General features: G+C 49.8%; 21 protein-coding genes. 20 read left to right on the forward strand and 1 reads right to left on the reverse strand.

The window, feature by feature from the left end; genetic code table 11:
• Window positions 1–4 precede the first annotated feature (4 nt).
• From cysE to CC94_RS0103050, 13 genes are all read left to right on the forward strand, one after another.
• On the forward strand, window positions 5–790 hold the full coding sequence (cysE, locus tag CC94_RS0102990) for a serine O-acetyltransferase (protein ID WP_031429767.1): 786 nt from the start codon (window positions 5–7) through the stop codon (window positions 788–790).
• A gap of 89 nt (window positions 791–879) precedes the next feature.
• Window positions 880–1,371, forward strand: coding sequence for a Fe-S cluster assembly transcriptional regulator IscR (gene iscR, locus CC94_RS0102995; RefSeq protein ID WP_031429769.1), 492 nt, complete (start codon window positions 880–882; stop codon window positions 1,369–1,371).
• Window positions 1,368–2,483, forward strand: coding sequence for a cysteine desulfurase family protein (locus CC94_RS0103000; protein ID WP_031429770.1), 1,116 nt, complete (start codon window positions 1,368–1,370; stop codon window positions 2,481–2,483). Before iscR ends, CC94_RS0103000 begins: the two co-directional genes overlap by 4 nt.
• A 6-nt stretch (window positions 2,484–2,489) precedes the next feature.
• Window positions 2,490–2,813 carry a HesB/IscA family protein gene (locus CC94_RS0103005; protein ID WP_005373818.1) on the forward strand — a complete coding sequence of 108 codons (324 nt, stop codon included), beginning with the start codon at window positions 2,490–2,492 and terminating at the stop codon, window positions 2,811–2,813.
• 304 nt (window positions 2,814–3,117) lie between these two features.
• Window positions 3,118–3,303 (forward strand): hypothetical protein, encoded by a 186-nt coding sequence (locus tag CC94_RS0103010; RefSeq protein WP_031429772.1) that lies wholly within the window; start codon window positions 3,118–3,120, stop codon window positions 3,301–3,303.
• A gap of 151 nt (window positions 3,304–3,454) precedes the next feature.
• Window positions 3,455–6,574: an anti-phage-associated DUF499 domain-containing protein gene (locus CC94_RS0103015; RefSeq protein ID WP_005373819.1), complete on the forward strand. Its 3,120-nt coding sequence runs from the start codon at window positions 3,455–3,457 to the stop codon at window positions 6,572–6,574.
• The gene (locus tag CC94_RS0103020) at window positions 6,575–7,210 is read left to right on the forward strand and encodes an anti-phage-associated DUF3780 domain-containing protein (protein WP_005373821.1); all 636 of its coding nucleotides are present in this window, start codon (window positions 6,575–6,577) and stop codon (window positions 7,208–7,210) included.
• Window positions 7,211–7,274: 64 nt separating this feature from the next.
• Window positions 7,275–7,523 (forward strand): hypothetical protein, encoded by a 249-nt coding sequence (locus tag CC94_RS0103025; RefSeq protein ID WP_005373823.1) that lies wholly within the window; start codon window positions 7,275–7,277, stop codon window positions 7,521–7,523.
• Window positions 7,520–7,801: a type II toxin-antitoxin system RelE/ParE family toxin gene (locus CC94_RS0103030; RefSeq protein WP_005373825.1), complete on the forward strand. Its 282-nt coding sequence runs from the start codon at window positions 7,520–7,522 to the stop codon at window positions 7,799–7,801. Before CC94_RS0103025 ends, CC94_RS0103030 begins: the two co-directional genes overlap by 4 nt.
• Window positions 7,802–7,862: 61 nt before the next feature.
• Window positions 7,863–8,207, forward strand: coding sequence for a UPF0175 family protein (locus CC94_RS0103035; RefSeq protein WP_005373827.1), 345 nt, complete (start codon window positions 7,863–7,865; stop codon window positions 8,205–8,207).
• 7 nt (window positions 8,208–8,214) lie between these two features.
• Window positions 8,215–8,703, forward strand: a complete 489-nt coding sequence (locus CC94_RS0103040) for a PIN domain-containing protein (RefSeq protein WP_005373829.1) — start codon at window positions 8,215–8,217, stop codon at window positions 8,701–8,703.
• On the forward strand, window positions 8,696–9,028 hold the full coding sequence (locus CC94_RS0103045) for a GIY-YIG nuclease family protein (protein ID WP_005373830.1): 333 nt from the start codon (window positions 8,696–8,698) through the stop codon (window positions 9,026–9,028). The genes CC94_RS0103040 and CC94_RS0103045 overlap by 8 nt, the downstream gene beginning before the upstream one ends.
• A 181-nt stretch (window positions 9,029–9,209) precedes the next feature.
• Window positions 9,210–11,489 carry an anti-phage-associated DUF1156 domain-containing protein gene (locus CC94_RS0103050; RefSeq protein WP_084675285.1) on the forward strand — a complete coding sequence of 760 codons (2,280 nt, stop codon included), beginning with the start codon at window positions 9,210–9,212 and terminating at the stop codon, window positions 11,487–11,489.
• Between the two features lie 123 nt (window positions 11,490–11,612).
• On the opposite strand, the gene CC94_RS0103055 is transcribed toward CC94_RS0103050, so the two are convergent.
• Window positions 11,613–12,569: an IS5 family transposase gene (locus CC94_RS0103055; RefSeq protein ID WP_005369238.1), complete on the reverse strand. Its 957-nt coding sequence runs from the start codon at window positions 12,567–12,569 to the stop codon at window positions 11,613–11,615.
• A 93-nt stretch (window positions 12,570–12,662) separates the two neighbouring features.
• Between CC94_RS0103055 and CC94_RS0103060 the strand changes: the two genes are divergently transcribed.
• From CC94_RS0103060 to CC94_RS0103090, 7 genes are all read left to right on the forward strand, one after another.
• Entirely contained in the window at window positions 12,663–13,391 is a 729-nt protein-coding gene (locus CC94_RS0103060; RefSeq protein ID WP_031429775.1) for a hypothetical protein, read from the forward strand.
• A 31-nt stretch (window positions 13,392–13,422) separates the two neighbouring features.
• Window positions 13,423–15,915, forward strand: a complete 2,493-nt coding sequence (locus tag CC94_RS0103065) for a DEAD/DEAH box helicase (RefSeq protein ID WP_005373836.1) — start codon at window positions 13,423–13,425, stop codon at window positions 15,913–15,915.
• A gap of 193 nt (window positions 15,916–16,108) precedes the next feature.
• Entirely contained in the window at window positions 16,109–16,648 is a 540-nt protein-coding gene (locus tag CC94_RS0103070; protein ID WP_005373838.1) for an REP-associated tyrosine transposase, read from the forward strand.
• An 87-nt stretch (window positions 16,649–16,735) separates the two neighbouring features.
• Window positions 16,736–16,954, forward strand: a complete 219-nt coding sequence (locus CC94_RS0103075; protein ID WP_005373840.1) for a hypothetical protein — start codon at window positions 16,736–16,738, stop codon at window positions 16,952–16,954.
• A gap of 37 nt (window positions 16,955–16,991) precedes the next feature.
• A complete protein-coding gene (locus CC94_RS0103080; protein WP_005373841.1) occupies window positions 16,992–17,204 on the forward strand; it encodes an addiction module protein in 213 nt (70 codons plus the stop codon).
• Complete coding sequence (locus CC94_RS0103085; RefSeq protein WP_005373842.1) at window positions 17,201–17,494, forward strand: type II toxin-antitoxin system RelE/ParE family toxin; 294 nt, start codon at window positions 17,201–17,203, stop codon at window positions 17,492–17,494. The genes CC94_RS0103080 and CC94_RS0103085 overlap by 4 nt, the downstream gene beginning before the upstream one ends.
• A gap of 3 nt (window positions 17,495–17,497) precedes the next feature.
• Complete coding sequence (locus tag CC94_RS0103090; protein ID WP_005373843.1) at window positions 17,498–20,233, forward strand: phospholipase D-like domain-containing anti-phage protein; 2,736 nt, start codon at window positions 17,498–17,500, stop codon at window positions 20,231–20,233.
• Window positions 20,234–20,362: the final 129 nt, after the last annotated feature.

Genomic DNA, 20,362 nt, shown 5'->3' on the forward strand with positions numbered 1-20,362 from the left:
GCACATGAACGCCATCATCGACAGAGTCAAAGAAGACATCGCCTGCGTTTTCGAACGCGACCCGGCCGCGCAGTCGGTCTGGGAAGTGATCACCGCTTACCCCGGCTTTCATGCGGTACTGATTCACCGTCTCAGCCATCGTTGCTGGACAGCCGGCTACCGCTGGCTGGCGCGTTTCATTTCGCATATCGCGCGCTGGCTGACCGGGATCGAAATTCACCCGGGCGCCCGGATCGGCCGGCGTTTTTTCATCGATCACGGGATGGGCGTGGTGATCGGCGAAACGGCTGTGATCGGCGACGACTGCACGCTCTATCACGGCGTCACGCTCGGCGGTACCTCGTGGAAGAAAGGCAAGCGCCACCCCACCCTGCACGACGGCGTCGTGGTCGGCGCCGGCGCGAAAATCCTGGGCCCGATCGACATCGGCGAAGGCGCCCGGGTCGGCTCGAATTCGGTCGTCCTGAAGCCGGTGCCGGCCGGTGCGACCGTGGTCGGCATTCCGGGCCATCTGATCGATCCGAACATCAAAAAAGAAAAAGCGGAGCGGGAAGCGATCGCCTACCGGATGGGCTTCGACCCCTACGGCGCGAAGGCCGACATGCCCGACCCGGTCGCGAACGCAATCAACCGGATGCTCGACCATATCCATGCGATGGACCAACAGCTCGAAACCATGAAAAAGGCGCTCGACGAAGCCGGCATCCACTACCCCGAACCGCCGCCGATTCCAAGGCTGGAGGGATGCGAAATCGAGGACGGCTACCAGAACGAACCCAAGCACGATTAACGACAAAAATGCTAAGGTTTAAATGTTGACTAATTTAATCGGTTAAGATTAAAATCGGGTTCACGTTAATCTTTCTGAAGGATGATGTTGTGCGCTTGACTACCAAAGGCCGCTATGCGGTAACCGCGATGCTCGATCTGGCTTTTCACAGCCAGAAAGCGCCTGTGACGCTGACCGACATCGCGACTCGACAAACCATTTCCCTCTCCTATCTCGAACAGTTGTTCGCCCGCCTGCGCCGCGCCGGCATGGTCAAAGGCGTGCGCGGCCCGGGCGGCGGCTATACCCTAGCGAACAAAGCAAATACCATCAATATCGCCGACATCATCGCGGCGGTCGACGAACAGATCGATACGACCAAATGCGGCGGCGAAGGCAATTGCCAGAACCACAAAGCCTGCCTGACGCACGACCTGTGGATGGGGCTCAGCGAACAGATTCGCGGCTATCTGAAAGGGATTACCCTGGCCGACCTGCTGGAAAAACATCCAGTACAGGAAATCGCAAGACGCCAGGAACAAGACGCCCAACGCGTCATCGAACTTCATCTGCAAACGGGAATCAGCGCCTACCCTAAATGATCTATCTGGATCATAACGCAACCACCCCGGTCGATCCCCGGGTGCTGGAAACGATGCTGCCTTACCTGAAAAACTTTTACGGCAATGCTTCGGGCCTGTACAAGCTCGGCCGCCTCTCGCGTACCGCGGTCGATACGGCCCGTCAGCAGGTCGCCGAACTGGTCGGGGTTGCGGCAAATCAGGTCATTTTCACCAGCGGCGGCACCGAAGCGAACAATCTGGCCTTGGCCAGCCTCGGCCCTGCCGCCGGCCTCGCCGTTTCGGCGATCGAGCACCCCTCCATTCTCGAACCGGCCGAGTGCCTGCATCGGCAAGGCCATCCCTTGTCCATCCTGGGCGTCGATTCTGACGGCCTGATTCGGCAGGATAGCCTCGACGAAGCCATCCATACTCAAAAACCGGCACTGGTGTCGATCATGCTCGCGAATAACGAAACCGGCATAGTTCAAGATATCGCCCGCCATGCCGAACGCTTGCGGACGCAAAACATATTGCTGCATACCGACGCAGTACAGGCGGCCGGCAAGATTCCGGTCGATTTCAAGGCACTGGGCGTTCAAATGCTGTCCCTGTCCAGCCACAAGCTTTACGGACCGAAAGGCGCTGGCGCGCTGATTTTCGAGAAAGGCGTCAAACTCTCGCCCCTGCTGCTCGGCGGCGGACAGGAACAGAACTACCGCTCCGGAACCGAAAACGTCGCCGCGATCGTCGGCTTCGGGAAGGCGGCGGAACTTGCGAAGGCCGAACTTGCCCAACGCAGCGAACAGTTAGCCGGTTTGAAAACCCGACTGGAAACCGGACTTCGGTCGATTCCGGGGCTTCATATTTTTTCCCAAAACGCGCCCCGCCTGCCGAACACGGTCCAGTTCGGGCTGCCGAATGTCGACGGCGAAATGCTGCTGATGAAACTCGACCGGCAAGGCATCGCGGTATCCAGCGGTTCCGCCTGCGCGAGCGGCGGCAAGGAGCCCAGCTACGTTCTGACCGCGATGGGCGTCGACCCGGTACTGGCGCGCAGCGCGATCCGGATCAGCTTGGGCATCTCCAATACGCCGGAGCAAATCACCCGGTTTATCGAAATATTGCAAACCCTGGTCAACCAGGAAGGATAAAAACGCATGGCAATCATACTCACCGAAAAAGCGGCTCAGCAGATCAAAAAACAGCTCGAAAAACGCGGCACGGGCGTCGGCCTGAAGCTCGGCATCAAAAAATCCGGCTGCTCCGGCTATGCCTATACCCTCGAATACGCCGACCAACTCCAGGACAATGAAACGGTCTTCGAGGAACACGGGGTCAAACTGATCGTAAAGCAGGACGACTTGCCCTATATCGACGGCATGGAACTCGATTACCGCCGCGAAGGCATCAATGAAGCGTTCCGGTTCGACAACCCCAATGTGAAAGCGACCTGCGGCTGCGGGGAAAGCTTTAGCGTTTGAGCTTCTGCGGATATAGCCATTGTTCACCATAAACCTGCTAAGGAGTGGGCGGTAAAAACAATTCGTGAACTGATGCTCGTCAAGCAACACTTGGCCGCATGCCAAGGTCCGTCGTATCCAGTTTCAACCGATACCCTAAGAGCACAAGTGCGCGCGTAACTTTGCCTCTGAAACCAGTGTGAATCAACGTAGCTCCGATTGCCTTCGGCGGTCGCTGCGACGCCTCAGCATATCAGCACCCGCGTGGGCCACCGCCATGATATAAAGCACAACCGCTGCGACACGGCGGTCTCACGCGGCTTCGATGATTCTCGTTGAAAACCATTGGATTTATGATCCAAAAAGTTTCTTCGATGCTGAACCGGCGGCCATGCTCGCACAAGGTTTCGGCATCGGTCGGTTGATCGCTGACAATGATCCAGAGTTCTTTGCTCTCCCCTTTTTCCAACTTACCGCCACATACACCGGAAGATACACTGCCGTCAGATAGGCATTGTGGTAGAAACAGACTTGGCCCGGCGACAGCCCGAGGGATATCTTCAAAACTACCGCATTTTTGCCCGAGCCGTTAAACTACGCGCCCAACCTCTTTCTGAACTATTCGCCAAATTTGCGCAATCCGCCCTTCAAGGACTTGGACAATGATTAAAACCGTTAAACAGGCTTGCACATTCAATCCGATCATTCGTGATTATCGCATGAGCCAAGCTATCGAAAACTTGGCCGACCTCATCAACGACGAAGGCAATGGCCAGGAATTCTTTGCCCGCAATTACATTACCCAAGGCATGGAGCAATTGTTCAGGGAAGGCATGCTGCGTTTGTCTGCGCAATCCGATCAGGCCGTGTTTGAACTGACACAGGCGATGGGTGGGGGTAAAACCCACATGATGATCGCCTTCGGCTTGCTGGCGAAGCACCCCGAATTACGCCAACGAATTCTCCCAACGGAGTTAGCTTCGCGTCTCAACTTTGGCAAAGCCCGGATTGCCGCTTTTAACGGCCGGAATAATCCGGACAATTTCATCTGGGGAGAAATTGCTCGTCAGTTAGGCCAAGAAGAAGCCATCAAACCGCACTGGATTAACGGTCCCAAAAGCGTCGACCAAGCGAAATGGAAGGAAATTATCGGTAACGAACCGACGTTGATCATGATTGACGAGTTGCCGCCGTACTTGGACAACGCCAGCACGCAAGTCATCGGCCAAGGGACTTTAGCCAATATGGTGACATATTCGATCAGCTGCTTGATGAGTGCGGCCCTGGAATTGGATAACTGCTGTATCGTTATTGCCAATCTTTCCGGAAGTTATACATCTCAAACTAAAACCCTGACCCAGATCATTGCTAACCTGCAACAAGAAACCCGTCGTCAGGCCAAGACGATTACACCGGTCCAATTGGCTGGTAATGAAATCTATGAAATCCTGAAGAAACGCCTGATCCTGACTTTACCGGATGAGAGCGTGATTAATGACGTGGCCGAGGAATATGCGCTGCGTATCAAGTCAGCGACCGACGGTGGCTATATCACGGCAACCAGCATCGAACAAATTGCCGACCAGGTGCGTGAAACCTATCCCTTTCACCCGGCTTTTAAGCATCTCGTGGCCTTGTTCAAGGAAAACGAAGGCTTCCGCCAAACACGCGGTTTGATGCAGTTTGCCGCGCGGCTACTGAAGAGCGTCGAAGAGAGAACATTGGACGATGTCTTCTTGATTGGTTCGCAACATCTTAATTTGAACGACATCGACGTTAAAGATGAAATCAACCGTATTGCCCCATCGTTGCAACCCGCTTTGAGTCATGACATTGCCGACAGTGGCAGCGCGATTGCCGAATCGATCGATGACCAGATGTCCAGTGATGCCGCCAGTCAAGTCGGCACGCTGCTTCTGGCGGCTTCGCTGTCCCGCGCGGTCGGTGGCCGCATTGGTTTAAGCGAAGGTGAAATCATTGAGTTTTTGGCTGCACCTAACCGTAAGCCCGATGAATTCGTGACCGCATTGGAAAAGCTCAAAGAACATGCCTGGTACCTGCACCGAGAGGAGCAACGTTACTTCATCAAGGATACCGAAAACCTCTCGCGCAAAATCGAGCGTAATGCCCGCGACATTCCCCAGCCTAAAATCGATCAAGCCTTGATCAACCGTTTGACCGGCATCTTGCAACCGGTCTCAAAAGCCGCCTATCAAGAACTCAAAGTGCTGCCGATGCTGGATGAAATCCGCCTCACCGGACCCAGAGTACTGATTGTGGTAAGGCCGGACGGCAAATTGCCGCCGCAACAGCTCAATCATTTTTTCTTGTTCCAACAGGAAAAAAACAATCTTTTGGTACTGTCAGGGCAAGATAGCCATTTTGCCGATATCGTCGAAGAACGTTTACGCGAACTCTACGCCATTGAACAAATCGTCAAACACTTGAGAGACGGCGACACGCTGTTCGAAGAAGCACGCGATCGTTTTGAAGATGGTGAGCAGCGTTTTATGAAAGCGCTATCCGCAGCATACAACCGTCTCTACTTCCCCGGAGTCGATGAGATGACCGGCGAAGAAGTGCTGTTGATGGTCACGATCGATAACGGTCTCAAAGTCGGCACTGGAGATCAGTCGGCGGAAAAACAAATCGAAGAATTGCTGGCAAGCCCCAGAGCCAATTACAAATTGGCGTTGGATGTCAAAAACGACATCAACAATTATTTGGCGCAAGCCGAGGTTTATTTGTGGCCGGAGCGCGATCGCCGCACCCCTTGGAAAGACGTGATCATGCGCGCCAAAAACAACCCGGAATGGCCCTGGATGCCCGGCACTGGCGGCATGGACATGCTCAAAGCCGAAGCGCTCAAACAAGGCCGCTGGCGTCAAGGCGAAGACGGCTATATTGAAAAAGGCCCCTTCCCGAAGGAAAAAACCACCCTCAACGTCACCCCGCAAAATGCCAACAAAGACACTGGCGAGTCCATACTCACTCTGACTCCGCGCAACTGCGGAGCCAGCCCTGTCGTGCATTATTCGATGAGTTCCAGCGTATCAACGGCTGATCCGGTCGTTGACGACCTGGATAACTTCAATACCCATGCGGCGACTTTATATTTCCTTGCGGTTGATAGAGAGGGCCAGTATGAAATTGGAGAACCCAAGCGCTGGACGGCTGATTTAATGATTCGTCATCAACTGCATGTCGTGGCCGATAAACGGCGAATCGAACTCAAATGTGTGCCGACGGCCGAACTTTACTACACGCTGAACGGCAGCAATCCCAAAGAAGGCACCCGTTACGAATCGCCGTTTGAAATAGGCAGTGAGGCTTATCGTCTACTGGTCTATGCCAAAGCCGGAGAAGCCGCCAAAAATGCCGAGTTCAGCATTCCGGCGAGCGGTGATAAACGGGTCCAAATCGATGAGTCCAAACCGGCTAAACTCCCGGAGAATAAGCGCGTCAATCTCGACAACACTGAAAAAGTATTTGGCGTGATTAACCGTTTTCGAGACCGCGACACCACCTTGTTGAAAGGCGTCCGTATCCAAATCGGCGAAGGCGAAAATACGGTGCAAATTCGTTTCCACGAGCGGCGCATCACCGCGCAAATGATCGAAGAAACGGTCAACAGCTTACGCAAGGTACTTAATGACGATCAGGCTCAAGTCAGCATAGATATCGTGGGCGGCATCGAATTTGGCGACGGCTTTGCCTTGAAAGAATTCGCCGAGCTCAGCGGTTTGCAACTTAAGCCGGGCGACGTGATCCAAGATAGCTAAATGACTACAAGTAAATACCCTCAAGGGCACAAGAAAGACACGACGCAGACCATTGTTCACCAAACGCTGGGTTTCGGCGTGCCGGCAACCAGCAATCCTCATCATTTTATCGTGGAGATTCCGCGCACCAATACCGGCAGTGTCGGCATCGTCGAAAATTTGGGCATGCAAACTCACGATCAGTCGCAGAGTCTGATCGTTCGCGTCCTATTGGAACGCCCGCGCTGGACAGCCATCCGAGGCGAAGTGCAACGCGCGTTTAATGCGCGTCTGAAAGAACGCAATCTCAAAACATCAACCTGGAAAGTCGGCGCCAATCCCGTTGACCGTTTGCTGGGTAAAGAGTTGTGCGTTTTAGCTTGGGCGGTGGAAGGCATGGAGTTCGACCATATTCCGATTGCCGTGCGTAACTGGCTCGCGTTGCGGCCGGAAGAACGCTGGTGGCTGTTCGGCATGACGGCACTCAGTACCGGCGGCATCAACGACGGCAACAAAGGCTGGCGGCTGGCATTGCGGCATGCTTTGGGCGATGTTGCACAGCACGAGCTTTTCCAGCACCGGCCGCCGCAATCCAAAGTCAAGTCAACGGAAAAGGATACGCTGCCCGACATGCTCAGTGTGTTTGATCTTGAGTAAGAATACTTGACGCGATAGCACGCTTAATCATATAGTTAATCGCACTATCTTTAGAGTGACTCCGATGATTACAGCCAATGATTTAAAAACCAAAGGCATCGCCTGTTTGGAAGAAAGCCTTGCTCATCAGCCTGAAGCCGTCATTACCGTTCGCGGCAAAGAATCGTTTGTCGTGATGAAAATCGAGCACTATCACTATTTGCGCGAAATGGAACTGGAAGCCGCATTTTACGAAGCGCAACAGGATCTTTCGTCAGGCCGGTTTACAAAAGACGACATCGATCGGCATGTAGACGATCTATTCGCGGAATGAGCTACAGCCTCATTTTTACCGATAGCTACAAAAAGCGCGCTCGGCGCTTTGCCAGGCAACACCCGGAGTTAAAAGAACAGTACAGAAAAACCCTGCGTTTGCTGTCACAAAATCCTTTCCATCCGTCGCTGCGCTTGCATCCCCTCAAAGGCAAATTGGCCGCCTTGCATTCGGTATCGATCAATCTGAGCTATCGGATCACCCTGGAAATGATCATCACCGAAAAAGAGATTGTTTTGATTAATGTCGGCAGTCATGACGAAGTTTATCAGACATGATGTCCATAGATGGCAATTAGGCTTATAATGATCCCATCTTATCTTCCTATGAGACTTACCTATGAAAACCGTCAATGTCAGCGGTTTAAAAAATAACCCCAGCGAAGCGTTACGCATGGCGCACGAGGAGTTGGTGTTGGTCATGAACAGAAACGAACCCGATGCAATCATGGTGGGGCTCAAATCTGCCAAAATCATCGGAATGCCGGGAGTACGCAAAGCCCTGGCAACCGCTTTATTTAAAGACGGCAATTTATCGCTGGCCCGTTCAGCGAAATTGGCAGATATGCCATTGGCCAGCTTTATCGCCCATCTCTCGCGTTTAGGCATCCCCGTCATCGATCAAACTGCTGAAGAAGTGCAAGAAGATTTAGACACCCTTGAGCAATGGCTCAAACAAGTCTAATAAGCTCGTGGCGCATAAAGCTATCATAGACGCCAGTCCCTTGATTGGACTGGCGTTAGTCGACGGCTTAGCCTGGCTGCCAACCCTGTTTGGCCAGGTTTTATTGCCTGAATCGGTTAAACAGGAAGTCCTACCTGATAAATCCGCACCGGGAGAACAAGCGATCGCTCACGCGATGGCCGAGGGCTGGATAATCGTATGGCCGCATCCCATCTCTCCGCAATTGGACATCGACCTGGATACCGGTGAAACCGATTGCATCAATATCGGTTTGAGTGATCCCGATCAGATTTTATTGGTCATGGATGAACGCGCGGGCCGTGCCGTGGCCAAGGAGAAAGGGCTGCGTGTTATCGGCACGGCGGCCATCATCGGCTTGGCCAAAAAACAAGGCCTGATTCCATCCGCGCGAGCAGTGTTTGAAGTGCTGCATAATTCGGATTTTCGCGTTTCGGCGGCTGTCATCAAACAGGTATTGATTAGCGTCAATGAATAAACAGCCTTGTGTTTATATGCTTGCAAGCCAATGTAACGGCACACTTTATATTGGAGTGACTTCTGATCTGATTCGACGGGTTTATCAGCACCGTAATGAACAGGCTGAGGGTTTCACCAAGCGCTATGGAATTCATGATCTGGTTTGGTACGAAGTGCACGAAAAGATGGAAAGCGCCATTTTGAGAGAAAAACAGCTTAAGAAATGGCCACGTATTGCAAAAATTCGTTTGATTGAGCAAAGTAACCCAATTTGGCACGACTTGTGGCTGGAGCTGGCCTCGCCGTCCTTGGCTTCTGGATTCCGGCAGTCCATGCCGGAATGACGAACATTCATGGCAATGTCATCAAGTTACGCCGTCATGCCCGCCGGGAAGCGGGCATCCAGTGCCAGGGATGGCAAGCCTTAATACATCCCTGTAGACTGGATTCCGGCAATCCCTGACCGGGGCAGGCTCTGCCGGAATGACGGCTAAATGAAAGTCTCTTTATAATTCAGAAATACTTATGACTCAACTTATCCCCTTCGCCCTGCAAAGTACCCCAGCTTTGATTGAATCGGTATTCCCGGCACAAAAGGTTTCTTTTGAAGCGCAACGGGAACGCAAAGCCGGTGCGGGACAAACATTGACGGCGCTTGGATCGTATTGGAAAGGTCGCAAGCCCTTAATTCTGGTGCGTGCGATTGTGTTGGGCTGTCTGTTGCCACCTACCGATGATGCCGAAAAAGACCTCGAAATCTACGAAAAATTGTTGGCTTTCGATGAAGAGGGCTTGGCCAAACGGGCTTTAGCCAATAATGCCTTTAAGCCCAAGGAGATATTGAAAACCCTGGATTTAACCGACCCATGGGAATATTTCGCCTATAAAATCAAATCGCCCATCCTGACTGAAGAACAAGTCGAGTTGTGGACAGCCCCCTTTGACTCCGATGAGGAAGGCATTACCGTTCGTTGGCAAAGCGATTTGGCTGAAGGGCGAAAACTGAAACTGTACACTGCGATGCTGCGCACGTTATCCAGTTATGAAGATCGAGCGGTACTCTGTAAACGCCCGGAAGAACTCGATCAAACCGAATTGTTTGCCGACATCTGGCCTTTAGTCAACGCCCATTACCGGCAATGGGGCATTAACGCAAATTCGCATCAAGAATTGGTTGAACAGCTCGGCAAGCTGCGTTTCGGCCACCGGCCCAAAGTAGGCGATACCTTCTGCGGGGGCGGTTCGATTCCGTTCGAGGCGGCGCGGCTCGGCTGCGACGTCTACGCATCGGACTTGAATCCGATTGCCTGCATGTTGACCTGGGGCGCGTTGAACATCATCGGCACGGCGCCGGAAAAACGTGCTGAGATAGAAAAAGCCCAACGCCAAGTTGCCGAAGCGGTCGACAGCGAAATCACCGAATTGGGCATCGAGCATGATAGTAAAGGTAATCGCGCTTATGCGTATTTATATTGCTTGGAAACTCGTTGCCCTCAGACAGGTTGGATGATTCCAATGTTACCGTCTCTCGCAATTTCAAAACGTCGGTATGACTGTCGCGCATATTTAATTCCTGACTATGAAAATAAACGATTTAACATTGAAATTAGATCAGGTGTGTCCGAAGTAGAAATGGATTTAGCTGAACGGGGAACAGTTCAAGACGGTTTTCTGATTTACTCATTGAATGGTAAGACTTACAAATCACCCATAAAAACACTGCGAGGTGATTACCGCGATTCTGAAGGAAATACGCAAAATAGACTTCGGCGCTGGGAAAAGCACGATTTCAAACCCCGCCCCGACGATATTTTTCAAGAACGCCTGTATTGCATTCAATGGATCACCCCCGACAGTCTGGATAAAAAACAGAAAGAAACGTTTTTTGCGGCGGTCACTGAAGAAGATTTAGCCTGCGAGCGGCAAGTCGAAGCAATCGTTGCCGAAAATTTGGCGCAATGGCAGGCTGCGGGTTTAGTGCCGGATATGGTGATCGAGCCGGGCGACAAGACGGACGAACTGATACGGACGCGAGGCTGGACTTATTGGCATCATTTGTTTAATGCAAGACATATCCTCCTAAATGTAATCGTCGCCAACCTATCCAAGAAGTTTCCTGAAAGTACTGTGTTTCTACCAGCGTTATTTAATAGAAGTTCAAGAAACACACATTGGAATGCATCAAGAGAGAGCGCGGAAGCGGTATTTCAAAGCCAAGCACTTAATACGTTCTTGAATTATCCAGCAAGAGGTTGGCTGTACGCTAGTAATTTGATAGAGATCCCAGAATATCAATATAAGATTGGTAGTAATAATGTTATTTCATGTGCTGTAGAAAAAGTTTCATCTGAGAACGATATTTGGATTACTGATCCACCGTATGCTGACGCAGTCCACTACCACGAAATCACCGAATTCTTCATCGCCTGGCTGCGCAAAAACCCACCCGCCCCCTTCGACGAATGGGTCTGGGATTCCCGCCGCGCCTTGGCGATCAAAGGCAGCGGCGACGATTTTCGTCGAGGCATGGTCGAGGCTTATTCGGCGATGGCGAAACACATGCCGAACAACGGCATGCAATGCGTGATGTTCACCCATCAGTCGACCTCCGTCTGGTCCGACATGATCGGCATTTTTTGGGCGGCGGGTTTGCAGGTCGTCGGTGCCTGGTATATCGCCACCGAAACCACCTCGGAACTCAAAAAAGGCGGTTACGTGCAAGGCACGGTGATTCTAATGTTGCGCAAACGTCCTGCCGGCGAGAACCGTAACTTTAAGGAAGCTCTGAATAAGTGGTTTTTATAAGCGACACCGTGCGACATCCGTGGCACCTCGCCGAAAATGGGCAAATCCTTCCCGGCAGCGCCCGCTATCGGGGTGATTTCACTCAGTGTTCTCGGTTTTCCAGGGCGAAGGACAAAGGTCTCCCTAGGTCGGCTGCAGCGCCTGCCGAACGTGATAAAGATTGCCCAGGGCAAACAGCAAGTAGAGTTGTTGGGCATTCTTGAACAGCCCCCGGTAACGCACTTTGGTATAGCCGAACTGGCGCTTGACGATCCGGAACGGATGTTCGACCATGGCGCGTAACGGCGCCAGCATGTGGTTGTGAAGGGCTTGCTCTACCGGCAACTCCTCACCCTTCCCCCGCTTGAACGGAAAGGCCCAAACCGGCTCACCTTCCAGGCGATCCGCCGCCAGATTCCGGTCCTTGCGGGTATAGGCCCGATCGCCCAGCACGACCCGTTCCTCGCCGTGCAGCAACGCCTCCGTCATGACCCCATCCGCCACCTTGGCGGTGGTCATCTCCACAGTATGCACTAACCCCGACTCGGCATCGACCCCAATGTGCGCCTTCATCCCAAAGTGGTAATTGTTCCCTTTCTTGGTCGAACTCATCTCGGCATCCCGTTTGCGCGCCCGGTTCTTGGTGGACGGCGGGGCAGCGATTAATGTCGCATCGACGATCGTGCCTTGCCGTAGCAACAGGCCTTTTTCGGCCAACAGCGCCGCCGTTTCATCAAATAGGGTTTGTGCCAACTGATGGCGTTCCAGCAGATGCCGGAACTTGAGGATCGTGGTTTCATCCGGCAGGGCGTCCTCGCCCGCATCGAGCCCGGCAAACTCGCGCAGCAGCGGCATGTCGTGCAATACTTCCTCCATCGCCGGATCGGAATAGCCGAACCACTGCTGCATCAGGTGAATGCGCAACATCGTCGCCAAGGGAAAGGGGCGGCGGCCTCGGCCCGCTGTCGGGTAGTGCGGCGCTATCCGGCTCGTCCACAAACTCCAAGGCACTACCTGCTCCATCTCTTGGAGAAATTGCTGCCGCCGAGTCTGTTTCGGTTTCTTCACAAACAGTGGGGCACTGAGTCCGAGTTGCTTCATGGCGGGCACCTATCGAAAATGGCAAGCTGCGGATATTTTATCCCAGGCGTAGGACTTATTCAGAGTTTCCTTAAAAACCGCATCCTGCCTGCCGTGCGCCGCGAAGTCGAAGCGCAAATCAAGCAAATGCTGCATCTGAACGACGAGGTGAAAGACAAGCACGGCGAACCGGTCTTCAACGATTCCGACCTGCAAATGGCGGGCTACGCGGCCGCGCTGAAAGTGCTGACCGCCTATACCCATATCGGCGACGAAGAGGTCACCACGTTTGCCTTGCGCCCGCGCCAAAAAGGCCAAATCACCGTCGTCGACGAAATCGTCCAGCAAGCCTCGGAAGCCGCTAACAGCCTTTTGGTTCCCGAAGGCCTGCAAGCCGATACCTGGAACGCGATCAAAGGCATCCAACGCTTCTACCTGCGCATGCTGGGCATGGAAACCACCGGCAGCAGCAAACTGGACAACTATCAAAACTTCGCCAAAGCGTTCCACGTCGAGGACTACGCTAAAGTGATGGCCAGCCTGGCCCCCAACAAAGCCCGCTTGAAAAGCATCGAAGAATTCACATCCCGCGACCTCGGCGACAGCACCGAAATCGGCTCGACTTATCTCGGAAAATTGATCATTGCCTTGCAACAATTGCTGCAAGACAAAGAACCGCAAGTCGTCGTAGACTATCTGAACACCGACGTCACCAACTTCCTGGAAGCCCGGCCGTTGTTGATCGACATGGTCGGCTTTATCGCCGCCAAAACCAAGATCGGTAAAATTAAAGATGTGGCGGAAATTCTTTCGGCAAGGCTGCGTAATCAACGATTAGCTTAAAAATAAATGAAATTATAAAAGGAATAAAGTAATGATGATCGATTTTGGAAAACTAACTGGCGGTGGAACTGTAGATTCTGCTTTACAGCCTAGAGAAATTTTCGTCGCATTACCAAATAAAAAAGAAGGAAAATTTGAATATCCAAGAGATGTTCAAACTCAAGTATGGGACCACTGGTTTAAACGAAGAGATGAATCTGACCTAGTTTTGAAAATGAATACAGGTAGCGGAAAAACAGTTGTCGCTTTACTAATTTTGAAAAGCAGCTTGAATGAAAAAAAAGGACCTGCTGTTTATGTTGTTCCAGACAATTATTTACTTGAGCAGGTTTTATCAGAAGCAAATGACCTTGGCATAGAGGTAACAAAAGAGACGAGCTCGCCACTTTTTTTATCTGGTAAAGCTATTTTGGTAGTTAGCATCCATAAACTCGTTAATGGATTGTCTGTATTTGGTGTTGGCGACGAAGGAATCAAAATTGAAATTGGGACTTTGTTGATTGATGATGCTCATGCATGTTTGGATACAATTGAAGATCAATTCATAATAACTATAAGTCGTCAAAATAAAGCTTATAACGATCTTTATAATATCTACCGAGAATCATTGCATACTCAATGTGAGACCAAAGCGAGTGAAATAGAATTAGGTGATCCAAGCGCATATATGCAAATACCTTTTTGGACTTGGCAAGATAAAATAAAAGAAACCAGCAGTATTTTAATTAAACATAAAAATACAGAAAATGAAATTAAGTTTACTTGGCCTTTACTGAAAGAATCACTTCACTTGTGCAGATGCATTGTCAGTGTGAAAGAAATTGAAATATCGCCTCATTGCATACCTATTCAAATGATACCGTCTATTGCCAATGCAGCAAGAAAGGTATTTATGACTGCCACTCTTGCTGATGATGGAATACTATCTACGCATTTTGGAATAAAAGAAGAATCTATAAGCCGTGCGGTGATCCCTGATTCTGCTGGGGATGTCGGCGATAGGATGATATTGCTACCTCAAGTTATTAATCCAGAATTATCTGATGAACAAATCAAGGATCTTTGTAAATGTGCGTCACAACATATCAATGTCGTAGTCATTGTTCCTTCAGAATATCGATCTAAGTTTTGGCAAGATGAGGCTGATTTAATACTTAACAAGGACAATATTTATAGCGGGGTTGAACGTTTAAAAAATGAAAAGGTTGGGCTTGTAGTATTAATTAATCGTTATGATGGCATTGATTTGCCTAAAGATTCCTGTCGCTTATTAGTTATTGATGGCTTGCCAGATGTAAGACATCTAATTGATAAAGTGAATCAAGGAATTCTGATGGGTAGTGGCCGATTATCTTCTCAAATAATCCAACGCATTGAGCAAGGAATGGGTAGAGGTATTAGATCGAGTGATGACTATTGTGCTGTTTTATTAATGGGGAAAAATCTCACTAGTCAGCTTTATGCTAGAGGGGCGATTAATAAGTTTTCCCCTGCTACAAAAGCACAGTTAGATATTAGTGAAAAGATATCGGAACAGATTAAAGGAAAGGGAATTAAAGAAATTTTGGAAACGTTATCGTATTTATTTGATCGAAACAAAGATTGGGTTTCTGTCAGTAAAGGGGCTGTTGCGGCTCTGACTTACAATGATAAGACTGATCTTAATCGAATATCTTTAACACTACGCGATTCATACGACTATGCAGATAGAAAGATTTATACAAACGCGATTAGCACATTAAGCGACTTAATAAATGAAACCACTGATAAGCCATTAAAAGGTTATTTAATGCAATGCTTATCTGAATATATAAATCTATACGATAAAGTAGAAGCGCAAAAAACCTTATTATCTGCCAGCTCGTTTAATACTAGAATACTCAAACCTCTTGATGGAATTTCATATCATAAGCTAGAGTCATTAGAAATGGAGCAGGCAAAAGCATGTAGTGAATTTTTAAAAACAAAATACAATAATCCAAATAAAATTATTATTGAAATAAATTCTCTGCTAGAAAACTTAATATTCAAGCCGGAGACATCTAATATTTTTGAAGAAAGTCTGAAGATGTTGGCTCAATATTTTGGTTTTAATGCTCAAAGACCTGAGGATGAATTTCGGAGAGGGCCGGATGTTTTATGGGAAACCGGCGGCTTAACTTACTTTGTAATTGAGTGCAAAAATGGTGCCACGACAGAAACAATAAACAAATATGATTGCAATCAACTTAATGGCTCAATTGAATGGTTCGAAAGTGAATATGATTCTACATGTAAAAGGACTCCCATAATGATACATCCCTCAACGGTTTTTGAATATGCAGCATCGCCAAATCCATGCATAAGAATTATTGATGTAGACGGGCTTGAAAAACTAAAAAGATCTGTTATCGATTTTTTTAAGTCTATTTGTGTAAACGATGAGTTACATGACATAGCTAAAATAAGAGAATCACTTATCGTTAACAAATTACGTCCATCTGACTTTTTGCAACATTTTACAAAAAATCATTCAAAGAAATAATGAAATATTAGATGCGTTAACTTTAAAGCCAAATGTCTATACGTCGGTTCTGGTTCCCACGCGCTGCGTGGGAACCGAGTGCGGACGCGCCAGCGTCCTGCACTATGACGCTGGCGCGTCGTAAACTGCATTCCCACGCTGGCGCGTGGGAACGAGAAACCAGAACTTAATCACCAAAAAACGGAAACGCATTATGGGTCGATCTCGCTACACAATATACGAGCAGCAAGCGCCTCATTTTCTGACCTGCACGATAAACAACTGGATTTCGATTTTTACCCGTCCGGAGACGGTTCAAGTTATTTTAGACGCATTGGCTTATCGTCAGGAGCAACGCAATCTAAAAATTTACGCCTATGTCATTTTGGAAAACCACCTGCATTTAATTGCCCAATCGACAGCTTTAGCAGCGGAAATAAGCAGTTTTAAATCCTGGACTGCCAAATGCTTACTGAACGTACTTAAAGCTCAAAAGGCCGAACGCATACTCAAGCAATTGACTTTTTATAAAAAGGCGCACAAAAAAGACCGTGAATATCAGGTTTGGGAGGAAGGCTCGCATCCTCAACAAATACAAAATCATGAGATGATGCTGCAAAAAATTGAATACATTCATCATAACCCTGTAAAACGCGGCTATGTCGATAACCCTGTGCACTGGCGTAATTCCAGTGCTCGCAACTACGCAGGGGAAGACGGGGTGTTAAAAATAGATACTGACTGGTTTAACTAAAACGTGACGCTGGCGCGTCTCATACTGCATTTCCACGCGGCACGTGGGAACGAGAAAACGAAAAAGTTATTATTTGGAGAAAGACTCATGAACACAGCACCCACCGACACCGCCCATAGTCTTTATGCACTTTACGAAACGTTACCGAATGAAGTGCAACAAGCTTTTCTACGGGAGTTAATACAAAAAAAACATCAGGAGCTGGCAGACCTGAGTTTTTATCTGGACTGTAAAGAAGCAAAGGATGAAAACGAATTTTTAAGCGAGCAGGAACAGCAGGCATTTATTGCCAGCCTGTCGGTATGAAGTTTGTTGTCTATATTTGGCCTCTTGGAGCAAGATCATGAAAAATTATCAAGCGATTTATCAACAAGCAAACCCATTGCCCCCCTTGGAAAAACTGCAATTGGTCGAATTATTGTTAGCCGATCTGGATACGCCCAATCCGGAAATAGACGCGGTTTGGCGTGAGGAAGCACAAAGAAGATGGCAGGCTTACCGGGCAGGCGAGCTAAAGACGGTGAGTTATGATGCGGTCATGCAGAAATATAAATGAGGGTCGAATTTCTTGAGGCTGCTGAAGCGGAATTGGACGAGGCTTTTCAATGGTATGAAACGCAGCAACCCAACTTGGGCGTCCAATTTTTAACGGAATTTGACGCGGCAATACGAAGGATCGTTGCCTTTCCAAAATCTTACGCCTTGCTCGGCAACGAAATCCGACGTTGTTTGGTCAAGCGATTTCCCTATGGCATTTTGTATGGCATCGATGCCGATCGCATTATTATCGTCGCCGCCGCCCATCTCCATCGCAAGCCCAATTACTGGCTGGACCGATTAGATTAGACCATGACCCTACGCCGATTTTCATCTCGAACCTACCGTCTGGATCAAAGCTTTTTAGCCGAGCAATTAAAAGGCGCCTTAAGTTATCGCCGCATTGCCGGCTATTTCACCAGTTCGCTGTTCGAGGTGGCGCACGAATGGCTGGAACACATTCCCGACGTCAAAATTGTTTGTAATGTCGACATTCACCCCGATGATCTGAAAGTCGCGCAATTACGCGAAACGAAAATGCTCGGACGCTGGAACGCCAATGCCATCGAAGCCGAGGCTTTGTTGAATCGCGATCGCTATCGCCGACTGGATGCGTTTCTGCAGCAGCATGGCGCTGCGATAAGAGTCGCGCCCGATGACATTTGCGGCTTTGTGCACGGCAAGGCTGGCGTGATTCAACGTGCCGATGGCCGCAAGATCGGCTTTATCGGCTCGATGAACGAGACGCGTAGCGGCTGGCAACATCATTATGAAATTCTCTGGGAAGACGATTCGCCCGAAGGCGTAGCCTGGATCGAGGCGGAATTTGAATATCTGTGGAATGCGGCGAAGCCCTTGCCGGAAGCCGTTTGCAAGGAAGTGCGCCGTCGCAGCCATCGGCATGAAATTTTGCTGGACGACGTGGCGGATGATGACAACCTTGCGCCAGCGGCACTGATCGAGTCGCCGCTGTATCGAGAAGGCTTGTCATTGCAGCCTTGGCAACAGAGTTTCGTTGCCGAATGCCTCAAGCATTATCGCGATTATGGCGCCGTGCGCCTGTTGCTGGCCGATGAAGTCGGACTCGGTAAAACGTTATCCCTGGCTACGGCGGCTTTGGCTTTATGCCTGCTCACGGAAAAAGAAAAGCGTCGTCGTAAACCCATCCTCATTTTTGCGCCGGCGACCTTGTGCGAACAATGGCAAACCGAGTTGTTGGACAAGTTGGGCATTCCCACCGCGCGCTGGCACACGACCAAAAAGCTTTGGCTGGATGCCGACGAGCGCACGATTTCTCCCGCAGGCCCGGAACACATAGCGGCCTGCCCTTTACGGATCGGCATCGTTTCCACCGGTTTGATGATGCGTGATTCCACTGAAAAGCAGCATTTGCTGGATTTAAATTTTGGTTTGGCAATTTTGGATGAGGCACATAAAGCCAGAACTCGTCAGGGGTTTGGTAAAAATGCAGGGGAACCCAACGAATTGTTGGCATTTATTACAGCAATTGCCGCTCGCGCCGACCATGTCTTGCTTGGCACGGCAACTCCGATACAAACCACTCCTGAGGATTTATGGGACTTAGTACGTGTACTCCATCAGGGGAAAGGCAATTTTGTTCTGGGCAATGATTACGCTTGTTGGCACAAGCCTGATCAAGTACTGCCTATTTTATCCGGGGAACAAGAGGTCACTGAACTAGAAACCGCTTGGGAAATGTTGAGATCGCCTTTACCGCCCGTTAATTCCACGTCGGATAGCCGCGTGCGTCAGTTGTACAGCGCGATTCGGCAGGATTTGGGCATGGCCGTCAAGCAATTCGAGGCGGGACGGCTTGCCGATTTGGATTTGGGAACCCGTGAAGATTTCGAACTCGAACTGGAGAGACGCGTGGCCAATGCGCCTTTCTTTCAGCGTGAAAATCCATTTGTTCGCCATGTAGTACTGCGCAAGCGGACTACTTTGGAAGATGCAGGATTGTTAAAACGAGTGGGTGTCGATGTGCACCCCGACGCCAACCGGGTCAAAGACATCCATGCCTTCAATGCTTTATTCGAAGGCTTGGCGGTTCGAACGGATGAGCATTTCCGGGAAGCATGCAACGAAGCCAGGCGTTTCGGTAAAGTGTTGGGCAAGCGCGGTAAAGGTGCAGGGTTTATGAAAAATCTAATGCAGCAACGGATTTGTTCCAGCTTGATAGCCGGGATCAATACGGCCAAAGCCTTGTTAGAAGGACGAACACTGCATGAGGAAATGGATGAAATAGAGGAAGATGTTGCGTTACAGACCGATGAAGAGCGTGCAGCGCTGGAATTGCTATTGCATCGCTTACAATTGATTGATTCCGATGCCAAATTCGAGGCGGTTTTACACTATCTGATCAATGAAGGCTGGCTAGCACACGGCTGCATTATTTTTAGCCAATATTACGATACTGCGCGTTGGTTAGCCGATTCGTTAGCTGCGCGCTTTCCCGACGAAGCCATAGGCCTCTATGCCGGGGCAGGGCGTAGCCGCTTGTATCAAGGTGGGGATAGCGTCGGCATAGCGCGCGAGATTTTAAAAATCAAAGTGGCCGAGCATGAAATCCGGGTAATGGTTGCTACTGACGCTGCTTGTGAAGGTTTGAATTTGCAGACATTGGGAACGTTGATTAACGTCGATTTACCCTGGAACCCAACCAAGCTGGAACAGCGTATCGGACGGATCAAACGTTTCGGACAGGTTAGGGACAATGTGGATATGCTGAATCTTGTCAACGAGCAAACTGTCGATGAAAAAGTCTATGCGCGCTTATCGGAACGGATGCGGGATAAATTCAACTTATTTGGATCGCTACCGGATACGATCAAGGACGATTGGATCGAAGATATCGAGACTCTGGATGAAAAAATGGATCAGTACATCGATGCGCAAAAACGGGCCACCGGCTTTGATTTACGCTATAACGCACACATATCTCCTTCCGAAAAGGATTGGCGAGATTGCTCCGACGTGTTATCGCAACGGGATTTTGGGACTTTGATGCGGCAGGCTTGGGAAAAATGAATATTTTCGTTTGTGTCAAACCTGTATCTATTTTATGGTTTTTAAATTTAAAGACTTCCCGACCCAGGTTTTTATCAAGGAGCGCCACAGTACGGACTGAAAATGTGAATCGAATGCCGAACGACAATC

This window comes from Methylomicrobium agile (assembly GCF_000733855.1).
Taxonomy (GTDB): Bacteria; Pseudomonadota; Gammaproteobacteria; order Methylococcales; family Methylomonadaceae; genus Methylomicrobium; species Methylomicrobium agile.